This window comes from Gordonia otitidis, from assembly GCF_020735545.1.
Taxonomy (GTDB): Bacteria; Actinomycetota; Actinomycetes; order Mycobacteriales; family Mycobacteriaceae; genus Gordonia; species Gordonia otitidis.
Map to the genome: position 1 here is coordinate 4,526,871 of NZ_CP085974.1, position 16,982 is coordinate 4,543,852.

The window sequence follows — 16,982 nt, forward strand, 5'->3', positions numbered from 1 at the left end:
GCGCCGTCAACGCCGATCTGACCGCTGATCAGACGAGCACGGGCGGTCAGACGAGCACGGGGCCGGGAACCGTGACGGTTCCCGGCCCCGTGCCGAGCGGTATGGGTGCCGCGTCCTACAGTTCCGATCCCCAACTGGTGGAGACCTGCTCCGAGTCGGCAGCCTCATGACGGCGATGCGACCAGGTGGAGTTGCCCTCGATGGCTGCGATGATCCTGGGGCGCAGTTCCGCGGCGTCGATGACGGCGTCGACGGAACCGACCTCGACGGCGCGACGGATGCTGTGTACCGCGTCGAACTCCGCGGCGACCGCATTGATCGTCTCGGCCCGAACCGACTGGCGGACGTCGGCGAGTTCGGCGCTCAACGCCGAACGGTCGGAGCCGGACGCCTGTGCCAGGCGCGCCTCGATGTCACGGACGCGGGAGTCTGCCTCCACCCGCTTGTTGACATCACCGGCGAACACGACCGCGGCGGCGGGAGCGCCGCCGAGCACCGACGCGAACGATCCGTCGATGGCCAGGACAGTCATGTCCGGGTTCAGCGCCTTGGAGAAGACCACGAACGCTCCACCGTGGTAGCGCGAGATGACGCAGAAGACGATGGGGCCACGGAAATTGACGATGGCCCGACCGATCTCGGCGCCGTACTCGAGTTGCAGCTTGCGCATCGACTCCGGTGAGCCGTCGAATCCGGACAGGTTGGCCAAGACGACGAGTGGACGATTACCGCTTGCCGAATTGATGGCGCGTGCCGCCTTTTTCGACGACTGCGGGAACAACGTTCCCGCGGTGTACGTGTCGGGGCCGTCGGTGGGGGTGTAACCACGGCGCGACACCTCACGAGACTCGATACCGAGCAGGCACACCGGTATTCCGCCGAGGTGGACGTCGGCGACGACCGCGGTCTCGGCGTCGGCCATCCCTGCCCACCGCTCGAGCACCTGGTGGTCTTGGTCGGCAACCGCGCGGATCACGGTCCGGATGTCGAACGGCTTCTTGCGGTCGGGATTCATCTCCTTCGAGAAGATCTGCCCGACCGTGGTGAAATCGCTGCCGGCGAGTACGTGCGGGTAGTCGGAGATGTCGCGGTCGACCGGATCGGCGGTGATCAGTCGACGCGGTGTCTGCTCGCCCGGCATGACATACGTGTGGTCGTAGTGCGCCATCAGCACATCGCGGGCGGCCCCGAGGTTCGGTGCCCAGTACTGGGCCTGTCCGTTGGGCCCCATCACCCGGTCGTAGCCGCCGATCCCGAAGTTGTCCTCCGCCGACACACCGCCGGAGAAGTCCAGCGACTGCTTTCCGGTGAGCACCATGGCCGACTCGGGAGTCATCACGAGGATGCCCTTCGTGTGCATGAGCATGGTGGCTTCGGCGTTCCAGTACGGCTGGGCACCGACGTTGATGCCGGCGACCACGATGTTGATCTCACCGCCGTCCTGGGTGAACTCGACGACTCGTTTGAGTGCGCGCGCGACCCAGTCCATGTTCTCGGTACCCGAGTCCATGGAGATACGAGCACCGGACGACAGTGCGTACCACTCGAGGGGAACCTTCATCTCCTCGGCGAGGTCGAGCGCCGCGATGACCCGTGCGCATTCGGGTTCAGACAGTGCGCCCAGCGACTTCGTCGGGTCGCCGAGCAACACCACGCGGGTGATGCCCTGTGGGTACTTCTCCGTCGGCGTCGTCACCACACCCGCGACGATGGCCGCGGTGTTACGACCCTTGGGACGAGTGACCGGCACCAGACGCTGTTCGGCATCGAGGTCGTACTCGCGGAAGTCGCCGAGCAGTCCGGTCAGCTCGTAGGGGTAGACCGTGTTTCGCCGGGCCGCGCTGAGCACCTTCTGTCGGTACTCGTCGACCGGTTCGATGGGATCGCTCGACGGCTCGCCGATCGCGACGTCGAAACCGCCGGTTGCGTTGACGGAGAAGCAAATCGACACCTTGCGCAGTTCGCCTGTCTCGCGGTCGCGTCGGCGGGCGATGAGCTGGACCTCTTCGAGGCCGACGTCGGCCGTGGTACCGCGGATGTGGTCGGCGATCGTGCTCAGGTCGTCGTCCGAGGCATCGATCGGCGGCCACACGTACATGACGATGCGGTTCGTGTTGGCCGCACGCTTCTGTCCGCGCTTGGCTCGACGGATCGAGTCCGCGCAGGAGGCGAGCACGGTTTCCGCAGTCGGCAGGGACAGGAGTCGACCGTCGTTCTCACGCAGGGAACTGAGGTCGCGCACCTGGGCGAAGGCGATCAGCCTGTCGTCTGCGGGGTTCTCCTTCGCGACCGCGCGGAACAGGTAGATCTCCTCGTCGTCGGCCGAGGGAAGCCTGGTGAGGTCGAACTTGCGAAGCCGTTCCATGCGCATCCGCTGGGCGATGTAGGGATGGAGCCCACGGATCAGCCGCTCCTCGACCATGCCGGTTGCCGACGGCCGGAAGGTGAAGTGGTGGTGCATGACCGCGGTGCCGCGGCCGGCGACGGTGAACGTCACGCGCTGCACCTGGCCGGGCATAGGTGACGCCGCGACGATCTCGTGTAGCGCGGCCGCCATCGCGTCGAAGTCGTCGGGCTGGTCTTCCCAGCTGACATAGATGTCGGCGGCGATCGATGCGCTGTTGCTGGCCAGTTCGATGAGTCCGCTTGCGGCAGAGGCCAATTCGTCGAAGGGAACGGCTGCCGACACCACGCTGGCCCCGTTGCGCTGCGCCACGACGAATGTGGTGCCGCGCGCGGTCTGCGTGGAGATGATGTCGACGCCCTTGTTTCCGTAGTAACGGCGCGTGAGGACTTCGAGCATCACGGTGTTGTCGGTACCGCTGCGCTGGATGCGTTGTCCCAGAAGACGCACCAGCGGTTCGGTACTGCGGACCATGTCAGCGATGCGCTCGTCGCGATCGGCGGCGTCGGGGTTGTCGTCCAGGTACTTCAGGTGCTTGCGCACATTCGTGTAGACGCGGGCGCGGTCACGCAGCAGCATGGCCTGCCCGTACCAAGCGTAGATGACTCCGCGAGCGAGGTCGGCGATGGCGGGGAAGCGGACCTGCGTAGCAGCGACGATGCGGTCGAGCGCGAAACCGATGTCCTCCCGCAACTCGTCGCGGGGCGTCGGTTCGCTCAGCCACTCGCGCAGCAACGTCGTGATGACGGTGACCGATGCGGCGGGGTTCTGCAGGGTCAAGAAGATGCGGAAGACCGCGGCTTCGAGTTCCGGGGTGCGATCGAGATCGGTGACCCCGTAATGCCGTAGGGCTTGGCGCAGCTGGTCGTGGAAGGCCTCCGGCAACCCGTCACGTTCGACGTCGAGGCTTTGCAGATACGTGTGGAAATTCTCGCGCGAGCTGTGTACGTGCTCGAAGCCCGGGTTCTGACCCGTGGGCGGACGTTTCTGGCTCAGCTCGGCGAGATCGGCGAACACGGTGAGTAATTCGAGTTCATCGCCGATGGGACGTCGCCCGGATGCGCGGACCTCCCGACGGACGGCGAGATAGTCGTCGAGCAGACGCGACCGGTCGTGGGGATCGACGTCGTAGCCGAGGAGCTGACTGCGCAGATCTTCCTGGGTGCGGGTGGTACGAACGTCGGAGTCGACGTTCTCCGGTGCGGAGGGCAATTCGAGTTCGACGCTCTCGGCGGTCGCCTCGGCCGTGTCCTCGCCGTCCTCGTCGTCGACGAGCGGTTCGAGCCGCATCAACGTCGCACCCGTCTCGACCTGCGATCCGACGGAGACCGAGCACTCCTTGAGGCGCGACCGGACCGGTGCACGCAGAACGGTCTCCATCTTCATGCTCTCGAGGACCAGCACGGGTGCGCCCGCCTCTACCTCGTCACCGACCGACAGCGGGGTGGCGACGACGAGCGCGGGCGCGGGGGAGCGCACCACGCCGCCTTCGTCGCGGCTGACGCGGTGGGCAACGCCGTCGACGTCGATGAGGTGGATGGGTCCGTGGGTGTCGGTGACGAGTCGGTAGCGCACCCCGTTGAGCACCATCTGCGCGGCGTGCTCGTCGAAGCGTTCGATGTCGACGTCGGCGGTGTAGGTATCGGTACCCGACTCGATCGCGACGCGGAAGCGGCTGGCACCGATTCGCGCGACTCGAACTCGGTATCCGACGCCGCGCAGTTTGAGATCGAGGGGTCGGCCGCTCTCGTGCTGCACCTGCGGACGGCCGCCCGACGCGGTGGCGAGCAGGCGTTGCCGCTCGACGGCTTCTTCCTCCTCGTAGCTGTCGATCGCCGCGGCGATGAGTGCGATGGCCGAATGACGATTGACCACCAGACCGTTCTCGGCGCGTACACGGTCGATCCATCCGGTGTCGGCGGTGCCGTCGATGACTGCGGGCTGACCGAGGAGTTCGAGGACGAAGCTCTTGTTGGTTGCGCCGCCCTCGATGACCACACGGGTCTCACTCATGGCACGGCGAAGTCGTCCCAGCGCCTCGTTGCGGTTGGCTCCGTAGGCGATGATCTTGGCGATCATCGAGTCGAAGTCGGCGGGAATGGTGTCGCCCTCGCTGACGCCGGTGTCGACGCGGATGCCGGGCCCGGCGGGCAGCTCGAGTCGAGAGATCCGTCCGGGCGCCGGGGCGAAATCGCGGTCGGGATCCTCGGCGTTGAGCCGGGCCTCGATCGCGTGGCCACGCTCAGCCGGGGCATCACCCTCGAGACGACCACCCGACGCGACGTGGAGTTGTGCGCGCACCAGGTCGATTCCGGTGGTGCATTCTGTGATCGGGTGTTCGACCTGAAGGCGGGTGTTCACCTCGAGAAACGCGAAGAGCTTTTCACCCGGGTGGTAGAGGAACTCCACCGTCGCGGCCCCGCGGTAGCCGACGGCGACGGCGAGGCGCTCTGCCGATGCCTTGAGGTCGGCGACCTGCTCGGGGGCGAGGACCGGAGACGCAGACTCTTCGATGATCTTCTGATTTCGCCTCTGTACCGAGCAGTCGCGGACGCCGAGCGCCCACGCCGTGCCCTGTCCGTCTGCGATCACCTGGACCTCGACGTGGCGGGCACCGGTCACGAGACGCTCGAGGAAGACCACGCCGCTGCCGAATGCGCGGGCAGCTTCGTCGCGGGTGCGGTCGAAGGCGTCGCGGAGTTCGTCATCGCTGGTGATGACGCGAATACCGCGGCCGCCGCCACCCGCGGTCGCCTTGAGCATGAGGGGATACCCGATCGACGCGGCGGCGTCGAGCGCGTCGTCGATGGTGTCGACGGCCCCGCGGCTCCACGGGGCGACCGGTACGCCCACTTCTTCCGCGATGAGTTTCGCGCCGATCTTGTCGCCGAGTTTGCGCATCGCGTCGGCCGACGGTCCGACGAACGTGACGCCGATGCGATCACACAGTTCGGCGAACAGCGGATCCTCGGCGACGAAGCCCCACCCGACCCACGCGGCGTCGGCGCCGGTTTCGAGGAGCGCATGCTCGAGGACTTTCAGGTTCAGGTAGGGGCGGTCGGCCGCGGCACCGAGGTTGTACGCGATGTCGGCTTCACGCACGAATGTGGCGTTGCGGTCGACGTCGGTGTGCAGAGCGACGACCTCGATGGGCTGACCGGTCTCGGCAGATAATCCGCGGACGGCGTGGATGAGCCGCATCGCGGCCTCACCTCGGTTCACGATGGCAATGCGCGTGAACATCACCGACTCCCTTCTCTTTTTCAAACTGCTCGTCGGCAGCGCCCCCGCTCGCCGAGCGAAGCCGGCAGCTACGCACACTGCGGAACCCGTGGCTCCGCGGTGTACGCAGTGCGTGGCTACGCGGTGTGCGGAGCGTGTGGCTCCGCGGGTGGGTCGGTTCTGTTGTCACGGCGATGCGCTCCGCATCGGTGAGGTCGAAAACAGCGGCCCCGGACGATTGTGTCGAATCGTTGCGCTACGCGCGAGTACGGGGGAGTGCTCCGACGTGTCGCGAGGTGGCGTAAGGCGCGGGACAAGCCTACGTCTCCACCGCAGATGGAGATGCACCCCGCGGATCACATCCGCGGGGTGCATCTCCGGTGATCTGTTGTATCAGTGCAGGTCGTAGCGGTCGAGCTCCATGACCTTGGCCCACGCCGCGACGAAGTCGTCGACGAACTTCTGCTGTGCACCGTCCTCTGCGTACACCTCGGCGAGAGCACGCAGATCGGAGTTCGCCCCGAACGCCAGGTCGACCCGCGAACCGGTCCACTTCTGCTCGCCCGACTCCCGGTCGACGGCGACATAGGTGCCGTCGTCGGCGGGGGACGGCGACCATTCGACGTCCATGTCGGTGATGTTGACGAAGAAGTCATTCGTCAGCGTGCCCGGCTTGGTCGTCAGCACGCCGAGCGACGAGCCCTTGTAGTTCGCGCCGAGTACGCGCAGACCACCGACCAGCACGGTCATCTCCGGCGCCGACAGCGTCAACAGGTTGGCCTTGTCGACCAGGTTGTACTCCGCGGGAAGCTCGTTGCCCTTGCCCTCGTAGTTGCGGAACCCGTCGTACTTCGGTTCGAGGTAGGCGAACGACTCCTGGTCGGTCTGTTCCTGGGTTGCGTCGGTACGACCCGGGGTGAACGGGACGGTCACCGTGAAGCCGGCATCCTTCGCGGCCTTCTCGATCGCGGCGGCAGCACCGAGGACGACAAGGTCGGAGAAGGACACCTTGGTGCCCGGCTCCGCGTTGAACTGCTCGGCGACCAGTTCCAGCTTGGTGATGACCTGCGCGAGTTCGTCCGGTTCACTCGACTCCCAGCCGAGCTGTGGCTGCAGCCGGAGGCGTCCGCCGTTGACGCCGCCCCGGTAGTCGCTGCCTCGGAACGTCGACGCAGCCTTCCACGCCGTCGACACCAGTTGCGGCACGGTCAGACCGGTCTCGAGAATTGCCGATTTGAGGCTGTCGGCGTCGGAGTCGGAGATGAGCGGTCCCTCGGCGGCGGGAACGTTGTCCTGCCAGATGTAGGTTTCCGACGGCACGAGCGGGCCACGATAGCGGATGGCCGGGCCCATGTCGCGGTGGAGGAGCTTGAACCACGCCTTCGCGAACTCCTCGGCGAGTTCATCAGGATGGTCGAGCCAGCGCCGCGTGATCTCCCCGTAGACCGGGTCGAAACGCATCGTCAGGTCGGTGGTGAGCATCGACGGATGGGTCTTGCCGTCGCCCTGCGCCACGGGCACCGAGTTGGCCCAGCCGCCGTCCTTCGGCCGCCACTGGTTCGCGCCGGCGGGACTCTTGAAGAGCTCCCACTCGTTGCCGTAGAGGATCTCGAGGAAGCTGTTGTCCCACTTGGTCGGTGTGTGTGTCCAGGTCACCTCGAGGCCGCTGGTGATCGCGTCGTTGCCGACGCCGGTGCCCTGCGGATTCTTCCAACCGAGACCCATCTGCTCGAGTGGCGAGGCTTCGGGCTCGGGTCCGAGGAGTTCGGCATCGCCGTTTCCGTGCGTTTTACCGAAGGTGTGGCCACCGACGATCAGCGCAGCGGTCTCGACGTCGTTCATGGCCATCCGGCCGAACGTCTCGCGGATGTCCGCCGCGGCCGCCATGTAGTCCGGAACACCCTCCGGCCCTTCGGGATTGACGTAGATGAGACCCATGGTGGTCGCACCCAGCGGCTCCTCGAGCTCACGCTTGCCGCCCTGATAGCGCAGGTTGGTGCCCAGCCACACCGATTCGGCACCCCAGTAGACCTCGTCCGCTTCCCACTCATCGGGTCGGCCGAACGCGAATCCCTTCGTCGGCAGCCCCATGTCCTCGAGCGCGACGTTGCCCGCGAGCACAAGGAGATCGGCCCACGACAATGCCTTGCCGTACTTCTTCTTCACCGGCCACAACAGACGTCGTGCCTTGTCGAGGCTCACGTTGTCCGGCCAGCTGTTGAGAGGCGCGAAGCGCTGCATACCCGTTCCGGCACCGCCGCGTCCGTCCTCGACGCGGTAGGTGCCCGCGGCGTGCCACGACATGCGGATGAAGAAGGGGCCGTAGTGACCGAAGTCGGCGGGCCACCACGACTTCGAGTCCTTCATCACGTCCTTGAGGTCGCTGACAAGAGAGTCGACGTCGAGTTCTGCCAGTGCGGCGTCGTAGTCGAAGTCGGGTTCGCGGGGACGGATGACCTCCGGGTTATGGGCGAGGACTCGAAGATTGAGCTTCTCGGGCCACCACTGCTGATTGCCACCGCCCTCGACCGGTGGGCGGATGTGCATCGGACACGCCGATTCGGCCGGTTCGGTCTGGGCCTCGCCGATGGGTGGGTGTTCCTGGCCAGGATTCTCGTCAGACACTCTTATTCCTTCCGATGATTGGTGATTCGGGCTGTGATCACGAATGTGACCCCTCGGTGGACGTCGGTGTGCACTCTGGGCACAGACCCCAATAGATGACCTCGGCTTCGTCGAGCACGAAACCGTTGTCGTCGGACGCCGTCAGGCAGGGGGTCGTTCCCGCGGCGCAATCGACATCGGCGATCGCGCCGCACGAACGGCACACGGTGTGGTGATGGTTGTCGCCGACGCGAGCCTCGTATCGTGCGACGAGGCCGGAGGGCTGAATCCGCCGGACGAGTCCGGCGTCGGTCAACGCACCGAGGACGTCGTAGACCGCCTGACGCGAGACGTCGGGCAACATCGTGCGCGTGGCGAGGAAGATTGTCTCCGTATCGGCATGCGCGTGGGTGTTGACAGCCTGCAGCACCGCGACCCGTGGGCGGGTCACGCGAAGTTCGGCTGCACGCAGTTGGTCTGCGTACTCCGGTGCGGAGGACACCTCGTCAGTATGCAACGCATTCTGGAATCGTTCAGGATTTCTCTCAAACTGAGACGATGTGTTCGGTGCGTTCCGGATGTGGCACGCTGGTTCGGGTGACGTGGACACCCGAGCGAGTGCGCGCGGAGTCGATCCGGTGGACCTCGTCGTGGCATCCGGTGGGCTCACGTCATCTGGAGATCGACGGATACGAGTTCTACGTCATCGACGGGATCGCAACCCTACTCAACTACCGCGGCACACAACGCAATCCGAGCGTGGTGCTTGACGAAGCCGCTGCCCATGGCAGAAGTCTTGACGCTCGCCGACTGCGCTTCACGCGCGCTCCCGGGCTCTTGGGCGGCATCGACGACGATGAACTCGCCCGACGCGGGGCCACGACGATCGCGGTCCGCGACATCGTGGCGATGAAAACGGCGCCGGAGATCGTGGCACAGATCCCGTTGTCGCCGGGTGTGGTGGCCCGACGAGTCGACACGGATGCCGGAGTTGCCGAGTTCGCGCGGGTATCGCTGGACGCCTGGGGCTTTCCGCCGCCGATCCTCGACGATCCGTCCACTCGCGGTGACTCGCCGCCCGGATTGTTCGTCGCCTGTGCCGCTCGCAGCGACCACAGCGAACCGGCTGGTGCGGGCGGCTACACTCTCGACGGCGAGGTCGCTCGGATGTGGGGTGGCGCTGTACTCCCCGCACATCGGGGTCGCGGTGTGTACCGAGCGCTGATCGTCGCCCGATTGCATGATGCCCGACACCGGGGAGCCTCTCTCGGACTGGTCCATGCCGAGACCGCAACCTCCTCGCCCCTCCTGCAACGCATGGGATTCCGGAAATTCGGTGAGCGGGCGATCATTGAGTTCGGCATCTGAGGACACCGCATGGATCTCGACGACGCGCTCGACGAGTTGTACGGATGCGCTCGAGCGGAATTCGTCGACAGACGGCGTGACCTGACACGCTCGGCGCGCAGCGCGGGCAATCCCGATCTTGCCCGCGAGATCTCCCGGGTGCGAAAGCCGACCCAGGTCGCCTGGTTGCTCAACCAGTGGATTCGTCGATCACCGTCAGACCTCGACCCGGTGCTGGCAGTCGCCGACGAACTCCGTGAGGCGCAGCGCCGTTCGTCGGCCGACCTCCTGCGCGAACTGGGCGTCCGACGACAAGAGGTTGTGCACACCGCCACAGCGCGTGTGCGTGCCTTCGCTTCTGGTACCGGCGTTGCCATGAGTTCGACGAGCGAGCGGGAAACAGTCCAGACACTGCGAGCGGCGATCGCCGACCAAGAGGTGGCCGGACTGCTGCGCCGCGGAAGGCTGGTCACCGCGATGGAATACAGCGGATTCGGACCCGCGGGATTGGTGGCGCTCGCAGACTCGGCCGAGTCGGTCGGCGGTCCGACTACCGAGGGCTCACCAACTTCTCCTGAGTTTTCGTCCGGACCCGAGGGTAGCGAGAACGCACCGGTCGCAAGCGAACAGGAGATCGCCGCAGCTCGGTCTGCCCTTGACCGGTGCACCGCCGACGTGCAGTCGGCCACTGTCGAACTCGACGCTGCACAGCGCAGCGTAGACGACACCGAACACGCCGCCGCCGACCTCGCGGATCGCGTCACGCGGCTGCGCACTGAACTCGCACGTGCCGAACAGGAACTACGCTTCGCGCAGCGTGCTTCCGACTCAGCGGTGGCCCAGCGGGAGCACGCCGTCGCCGTTCTCGAATCCGCGTCCGACGCGCAGGTGCGGGCGCGGGCGCGTTTCGACGCTGTGGTGAGCGACACCGACCACTGAGTGCTGTATGGAGTTCTCAAGGATCGTGCACGGTCCCGTTGTCGTCGACGGGTGTGCTGGGCTGTGGTCAGCAGCGCTACGCGTGAATCACGCTGCGGCCGGGAGGCTGTCGAGGCTCATGGTGCGTCGGTGGTAGGACATGATCGGCTCTCGGTTCGGGTCGACGGCGGCAGGCGGGATGAGCCAGGGATGGCGGTCGTGAGCGACGACCACATCCCAACCGCGGTGGTGGACGTCGTCGTGGCAGGAGGTACACAGCAGACACCCGTTGTCGAGATCTGTCTCACCGCCGTCGGCCCAGTGCACGATGTGGTGGGCCCGACACCAGGACGCGGGTGCGCCGCATTTGATGCAGCATCGGTCGCGCTTGGTGAGGGCACGCCGTTGCGGACGGGTGAACAGGCGTTTGGTGCGGCTGACCGCGAGTGGGACTTCTTCGCCGTCGGTGATCATCACCGTGACGTCGGCGTCGCATGCGAGGCGTCGTGCGGTGGCTTGGGTAACCGCGCCCATGAACGGCAGCGTCGAGAGTTCGGGGGTGGCCGCCGGGATGGTCAAACCGACTTGGGCGGGGCTGGCCAGACCGGTGAACTGAGGGCTGATCACGTTGTCGCAGCTGGTTTTCGGCGATGTATCGCGGATCGCGTTGCCGGTGGCGAGGTCGAGGAGGATCTCGAGGGCGTCGGCATATCGTTGTTCGGCCCCACGCGGATCGCGGGAGCCGTCGGGTTGGGGTGTGGGTGCGGAGAGCCGGTCGATGGCGGTCAACAATTTCTCGCCGGCGACGGTGTCGAGATCGGCTTTCACCCGTAGGCGGCCGTCGACCTTGGTGGCGGTGAGCGTGTTGATGGAGCGGTCTTCGGCAGGCGGTAAGCCGCCCGTGGAATCGGCGCGCACATTGCCGAGCGTGCGGGCGTAGTCGATGATGTCAGCGGGTTTTGCTCCCGAGAATGCTTGGGAGGCAAGTGCTGAGGCGTACTCGCGACGGTCGTCGACGTCGATGGAAGTGGCACTGCGTTGTTCGATGTGGGTCAGCCCCCGCACGATGGCGTCGACATGTGCGGCGGAGAATGCGCCATCGGCAGCGTATCCGTCGACAGTCCCCAAGCTGCCGATGGCGCGGCCGATGCGAACCAGACGGTGAGCCTCAGACGGCGCTAGGCCGAGTTCGGCCAACTCCTCGGTCATGGTGCGGCCGTGACGTTTATCGACGCCGAGCCGAGCCAGTGCGTGGGTATGAGCGGCGAGTTGGTGATCGGTCACGTTGCGCAGCTCGATCAACTGGCGCACCGTGTCGTGTACGACGGTTGTGTCTTCGCTGTGCGCGGTGAGTAACTCGCGCACCAAGGCCGTTGCAGTACGCAGCGCAGCAACGAGAATAGGCGCGTCGAGGGCGGCATCCGTGGGGGCGGCCGCGGGGCTGATCACCGAATCGGTCATGACTCCAAAGTACACGAATGTGTGTTCGATTCAAGGCCTGTTTTCGCTGGTAAGAGCCCTGTGAATAACCTGCCTTGAGGTTCGGAAATTGTCGGTGGGCGGTGCTATGAGGGCTGGGTTGGCGTCGACGCTACCGGCGCATGGTCGACGAAAACCTGTTGTGCGGCGCGACCGCGGTCCTTAGAGTCTTGTCTCGCGCCATTCAGGGTCGACCGATACCCGCTCTGGCGCAAGACGTTTGACATCTGAATTGAAAACACTTGTGCGGTATGGCGCATAAGCCGGAGTGATTCGGTGAAAGGCGGGTGACATCCGTCGCCGGGAGCAGTCCCGGTACCCCATGCACTCCGAGCCGGAACCTTCACCTCAGGGTGGAGGCAACGTCGAAGCGATCTGACGGTGTGAGCCGGGAGAGCCGATCGGTGACCCGACACCAGCCAGGTGTCGTCAGTAGCGACGAATGTTGCGGCGAGGGAAGGAACGTCAGTCCGAGATGGTTCAGTCAAGGGCGTGTTCCACGGACGTGGAGGCGGGGCGTGGCGGCTTCGTCGAGACGCGAGAGATCAAGCAGGACCGACATCCGAAAGGTCGAGGGTGTGCGGCATTCCGATCCCAAAAGGCTCGGAACCGCACGGAAGAGCACATCCTCAGTCGACTGAACACACTAGCTCAATTGGTAGAGCAGTCATTTTCTCGAATGACCGGTTGCTGGTTCGATTCCAGCGTGGATTCCCATCCAAAAAGCGAAAGCCTCTTCCCGATGACATCGTGACAGTGTCCTAATCCCTGACGCCGCAAGGTGAATCAGGGCATCGCTCGAGCCCGCAAGGCCGAGTGGTGTTCACGCGCCAGTAGCGGTAGCGGAGAGACCGGCCAGTCTCTCTTCGACGTGACAGCGGTGGAGAAGCGGTCGTCGTAACGCGTGGTGCCACGAACGGCACTGGACATGGTGACTACCGTCGAGAGGCGGTGGACACGCTGCAAACCCCGGCGGGGAATACAGCACGCACAAGGTCACCGAGAGTGGGGAAGTAGTCTCATTCCCCGCACACAACACCTGCCTGTCACGGCAGGTCGAGAAGCTCCTCGTAGAAGCCCCCGAATCGACGATCGGGTTCGACGAGGTGCACCTCGAGAATCCAATGACACTCGCGTCCGGAGGCGTCGCGTCGACGCATCGGACCAGAGGAACCGGGCGCAACGTAGCTTTCGATGTCGTCACCCGAGATGTTCTCATGGGGGAACTCACCCACGAGATGCCCGGCGATCTCGCCCCCGAAGTGCCAGCCGTCCTTCTCACTGATTTCGACGACGTGGTCGAAGAGTTCGGCTCCCGTGACGTCGGGATGCGCGCGGAAGTACTCCCGGCCCGCATCCCAGATGCGGGGAAGTGCCGCAGCCAGACGGTGTTTGAGCGGATCCTCGCCGAGAACATAGGTCCGTCCGAAATCGGCCTCCCAATCCTCGAAGATCGGACCGAAGTCGAGGAAGAGGATGTCGTCGTCGGCGATGATGCGGTCGGGCGGATTGGCGCGAAAGGTCTCCAGGGTGTTCTCCCCGGCCCGGACGATGCGTTTGTGCCAGTGCTTGGTCACCCCGAACATCTCGTTCGCCAGATCGCGAATCTCGTCGGACAGCGCCCGTTCGCTCACTCCGGATCTGATCAGCCCCCGCGTCGTGACGGCGTCGAACAGTTCTTCCGCATGCGCTTGGGCGTCGAGCAAACTGTCGACGCGCTGCTGTTCTGTTGATGTCATCGGACGTGTCTCCCTTCGGCGCGGACGAAACGTCCGGGTTCGATCTCGATCACATCATGTCGTCGCAGCTGCCGCTCGATGTGAAGTGTTGCAGTGCGCCGCTCGACCGCGTCGACGAAGGGCATCGACACGTGTGGTCGATAGACGAGCCGGTGCCTCGCAATATCGTCGAGAGTGCGTGGTTCGGCGAGGAATTCGAGGAGCCGGGCGTCCCGGCGGTGAATGACCGCCGCGAAGTCGTCGAGGCGTCGGCGGAACTCGACAGCACCGTCGATCACACCCTTTTGGTGGAAGGTGCCGTACCAACGTGCATCGATTCCGCGCACCGTCTCGATGGACGCAAGGTAGTCGTCGAGGCTGCTGCCGACGTCGCCGTACATCGGACCGAAGGAGGTCAGATCGATGTCGGCGACATAGCAGAATCCGATGGGTTCGATCAGGACTCCGCAGTGTCCGGCGGTGTGTCCGGGCAGGTGGATGAGTGTCGCGCTGAGGTCGCCGAGATCGAAACTGTGATCGCCTTCCACCGCGATGGCATCCGGCCGCCCCGGCGGCAGGTCGAACTGGTCGAGGATGTGCTGTTCGACGGCCTCGCGATGCTGCGCGGGTTGGCCGAATCCGTCGATCATCGCCGCCAGTGAGCGGACGCCCCCGACATCTTCGGTGTGCACGTGGACCGGACACCCGAAATGCTTGAGTCCGGCGATGTGGTCTTCGTGCGCGTGACTGATCATCACCGCATCGGCGCCGACTGGATCGTGCGTGACTTCGAGCGATGGATCGATCACCAGGGTGGCCTCGGAGCCGTTCACTACCACGGTGTTGCCGTAGGGGTAGGCGCCGCCGTGCGCTGACTCCAGCACGGTGACGGGCCCATACGGTGACGCGGCGTCGAGTGTCGTCATCGCGCGTGACCTGTCAGGAGCCAGGATCGTGCTGCGCGCATGTCGGTCAGCTTAGTCACCTGGGCGTGCTCGTATCCGAGTGCCTACCCACCGGGTCGTCGAGCGATCCACAGACCTGTCGGGCGCGCTGAAGGTGCTCGCGCGGGAATGCCGTCCTGGCCATTCGGGTTGCCACTGACATGACTGACGCGTCGTATGACCCACGGGATCTCATAGCGGACACCAGTATCGGCATCCTCGCCACGATCAAGGCCAATGGAGTTCCTCAGCTGTCACCTGTCACGTCCGTGTACGACCGTGAGTCCGACACCATCCTCGTGTCGATGACCGACGGCCGTGCCAAGACAGCCAATCTGCGCCGGGACCCGCGCGCTGCGATCGAGTTCACCAGCCCGGACGGATACACCTGGGCGACCGCTGAGGGCGATGTCGAACTCATCGGGCCGTCAACCGACGTCGATTCACCGGAAGTGGATGCACTTGTCGACTACTACCGGCTCGGAGCAGGGGAGCATCCTGACTGGGCAGAGTATCGAGAAGTCATGGTCACCGACCGTCGGGTACTTCTGCGACTCCACGTCACGCATGTGTACGGCGCGAAACTGCGCTAGCTGACGAACAAGCCCCGGACCCGTCAGCGGGTGGGGTCGCTGTATCGCAGCGACGCCGCGGTGCGGATCAGGTGGTCGTGCTCGGCGACGCTGGTGGCGCGCCGTGCCGCCTCGGTGTACGCATCTGCTGCTGCACCTCGGTCGTCGGCGAGCTCGTACAGGTGGCCACGGACCGCATGCCAGCGATAGTGATCGTCGAGAACCGTTGCAAGCTCGTCTATTTCAGTTAGCCCGACAGAGGGCCCGCGAGCATGTCCGACGGCGACGATTCTGCCGAGTACCGCCGCTGGGTCGTTACGAACAGGGTTGTCGCTCAACGCGACGAGGTCGTCGTACCAGGAGAGAATCTGCTCCCAGTCGGTTTCCGCGGCACTGGCAGCGTCGTCGTGCAGTGCCGCGATCGCGGCTTCGATCTGATACCGCCCCGGTGGGCGATCCTCGGTCTGATCGGCGAGCGCGGACTGCAAAATGTGTACTCCACGGGCTATCTGTCCGCGGTCCCAGAGCGTCCGGTCCTGACGGTCGAGGGTGATGATCGAGCCGTCGGCGGCGTGCCGTGCGGGCAGGCGGGCATGGTTGAGCAGCATCAGTGCAAGCAGTCCACGTACCTCCGGTTCGTCCGTGTGCAGCGTGAGTTGCCTGGTGAGCCTGATGGCCTCGACCGCGAGATCGACGCGGCCGCCGTGACCGGTGGTGTAGATCAGGTAGAGGACACGCAGGACGACCGCTACATCGCCAAGGCGATCGAAGGTGCGCCCGCGCAGTTGGCGTTTGGCACGACTGATCCGCTGAGCCATCGTCGATTCGGGGACATAGAACGCGGCGGCGATCTCCCGCGTCGTCAATCCGCCGACTGCGCGGAGGGTCAGTGCGATCTGCGATGCGGGCGCGAGGTCGGGGTGGCAGCAGCGGAACAGCAGCAGAAGGGTGTCGTCGCCCTGCTCGGTGATGGGTGGCTCGGACTCGGCGCCGTCGACGGTGGCCAGTTGTCGTCGACGTCGTGCGGCGTCGGCACGTCGCGCGTCGATCAGGCGACGCGTCGCAACACTGACCAGCCAGGCCGTCGGGTCTCGCGGCGGACTGTCGGGCCAGACCCGAAGAGCGTCGATCACAGCGTCCTGAATCGCGTCCTCGGCGGCGTCGAAGTCCTCGCCGCGCCTGATCAGCTTTGCCAGTGCCACCGGGACGAGGGACCGCAAGACCTCCTCATCCCGGGCGGCATGGCTCATGTGTTCTCGAGGTCGGATGGTGCCGCCGACATCACCTCACGGATGTCGAGCCATTCGTACAGGGGTGCACCGCCCGGACCGGGCTCCGACGATATGTAGGCCGCGATCTCGAGCACGCGCTCGTACGAATCGACGTCGACCATGAAATAGCCTGCGATCAGGTCGCTCGTCTCGGGATGCGGTCCGTCGGTTGTCACCGGTGCAGCGTCCGGTCCGCCGTATCGCACCCATGTCCGGGTGGGGGCGAGTCCCTGAGCATCGACGAACTCGCCGCTCTCGCTCAGCATGTCGTTCACGTGATGTTGAAAAGCGATGTGCGCTTCCACGTCTTCTGGTGCCCACTTGTCCATCGTCGGGAACGGATGGTGCGGTTCTGGGCCGCCGCGGTAGTGCTTGAGAATCAGGTACTTCGGCATCATCGACTCCTCGTGTATCGCGCCGGTTCGTGTGTGCCGGCTCGGGGGACCACGCTTTTCGTCGTCCTCACCTGCTGAGCGGAGCGGGGTACCGGTTCTCGACATCGT

11 protein-coding genes are annotated in these 16,982 nt (G+C 65.3%); 3 read left to right on the plus strand and 8 right to left on the minus strand.

The window, feature by feature from the left end; all coding sequences use genetic code 11:
- Positions 1-115: 115 nt before the first annotated feature.
- From LK459_RS20680 to LK459_RS20690, 3 genes are all read right to left on the minus strand, one after another.
- Positions 116-5,647 (minus strand): ATP-binding protein, encoded by a 5,532-nt coding sequence (locus LK459_RS20680; protein ID WP_227920458.1) that lies wholly within the window; start codon positions 5,645-5,647, stop codon positions 116-118.
- Between the two features lie 372 nt (positions 5,648-6,019).
- Entirely contained in the window at positions 6,020-8,251 is a 2,232-nt protein-coding gene (katG, locus tag LK459_RS20685; RefSeq protein WP_007241245.1) for a catalase/peroxidase HPI, read from the minus strand.
- 37 nt (positions 8,252-8,288) lie between these two features.
- Positions 8,289-8,732: a Fur family transcriptional regulator gene (locus LK459_RS20690; protein WP_085949825.1), complete on the minus strand. Its 444-nt coding sequence runs from the start codon at positions 8,730-8,732 to the stop codon at positions 8,289-8,291.
- Between the two features lie 95 nt (positions 8,733-8,827).
- Between LK459_RS20690 and LK459_RS20695 the strand changes: the two genes are divergently transcribed.
- Both LK459_RS20695 and LK459_RS20700 read left to right on the plus strand, forming a co-directional pair.
- Positions 8,828-9,598, plus strand: a complete 771-nt coding sequence (locus LK459_RS20695) for a GNAT family N-acetyltransferase (protein WP_227920460.1) — start codon at positions 8,828-8,830, stop codon at positions 9,596-9,598.
- A gap of 9 nt (positions 9,599-9,607) precedes the next feature.
- Positions 9,608-10,516, plus strand: a complete 909-nt coding sequence (locus tag LK459_RS20700; protein ID WP_227920461.1) for a hypothetical protein — start codon at positions 9,608-9,610, stop codon at positions 10,514-10,516.
- Positions 10,517-10,603: 87 nt separating this feature from the next.
- Here LK459_RS20700 and LK459_RS20705 read toward each other — a convergent pair whose 3' ends face one another.
- From LK459_RS20705 to LK459_RS20715, 3 genes are all read right to left on the minus strand, one after another.
- Positions 10,604-11,956, minus strand: a complete 1,353-nt coding sequence (locus LK459_RS20705) for an HNH endonuclease (RefSeq protein ID WP_227920462.1) — start codon at positions 11,954-11,956, stop codon at positions 10,604-10,606.
- Positions 11,957-13,020: 1,064 nt separating this feature from the next.
- Positions 13,021-13,713, minus strand: a complete 693-nt coding sequence (locus tag LK459_RS20710; protein WP_227920463.1) for a M24 family metallopeptidase — start codon at positions 13,711-13,713, stop codon at positions 13,021-13,023.
- Entirely contained in the window at positions 13,710-14,618 is a 909-nt protein-coding gene (locus LK459_RS20715) for an MBL fold metallo-hydrolase (protein ID WP_007238904.1), read from the minus strand. Before LK459_RS20715 ends, LK459_RS20710 begins: the two co-directional genes overlap by 4 nt.
- A 179-nt stretch (positions 14,619-14,797) precedes the next feature.
- On the opposite strand from LK459_RS20715, the gene LK459_RS20720 reads away from it, so the two are divergent.
- Complete coding sequence (locus LK459_RS20720) at positions 14,798-15,229, plus strand: PPOX class F420-dependent oxidoreductase (protein WP_227920464.1); 432 nt, start codon at positions 14,798-14,800, stop codon at positions 15,227-15,229.
- A gap of 23 nt (positions 15,230-15,252) precedes the next feature.
- Here LK459_RS20720 and LK459_RS20725 read toward each other — a convergent pair whose 3' ends face one another.
- Both LK459_RS20725 and LK459_RS20730 read right to left on the minus strand, forming a co-directional pair.
- Complete coding sequence (locus LK459_RS20725; protein WP_227920465.1) at positions 15,253-16,458, minus strand: RNA polymerase sigma factor; 1,206 nt, start codon at positions 16,456-16,458, stop codon at positions 15,253-15,255.
- Positions 16,455-16,874, minus strand: a complete 420-nt coding sequence (locus LK459_RS20730; protein WP_007238907.1) for a YciI family protein — start codon at positions 16,872-16,874, stop codon at positions 16,455-16,457. The genes LK459_RS20725 and LK459_RS20730 overlap by 4 nt, the downstream gene beginning before the upstream one ends.
- Between the last annotated feature and the right edge of the window lie 108 nt (positions 16,875-16,982).

Excerpts from the sequence above, each read along its gene's own strand:
- LK459_RS20730 (WP_007238907.1), bottom strand. The coding sequence starts at position 16,874 with ATGCCGAAGTACCTGATTCTCAAGCACTACCGCGGCGGCCCAGAACCG.
- LK459_RS20720 (WP_227920464.1), top strand. The coding sequence starts at position 14,798 with ATGACTGACGCGTCGTATGACCCACGGGATCTCATAGCGGACACCAGT.
- LK459_RS20700 (WP_227920461.1), top strand. The coding sequence starts at position 9,608 with ATGGATCTCGACGACGCGCTCGACGAGTTGTACGGATGCGCTCGAGCG.
- LK459_RS20725 (WP_227920465.1), bottom strand. The coding sequence starts at position 16,458 with ATGAGCCATGCCGCCCGGGATGAGGAGGTCTTGCGGTCCCTCGTCCCG.
- LK459_RS20680 (WP_227920458.1), bottom strand. The coding sequence starts at position 5,647 with ATGTTCACGCGCATTGCCATCGTGAACCGAGGTGAGGCCGCGATGCGG.
- LK459_RS20715 (WP_007238904.1), bottom strand. The coding sequence starts at position 14,618 with ATGACGACACTCGACGCCGCGTCACCGTATGGGCCCGTCACCGTGCTG.
- LK459_RS20705 (WP_227920462.1), bottom strand. The coding sequence starts at position 11,956 with ATGACCGATTCGGTGATCAGCCCCGCGGCCGCCCCCACGGATGCCGCC.
- LK459_RS20710 (WP_227920463.1), bottom strand. The coding sequence starts at position 13,713 with ATGACATCAACAGAACAGCAGCGCGTCGACAGTTTGCTCGACGCCCAA.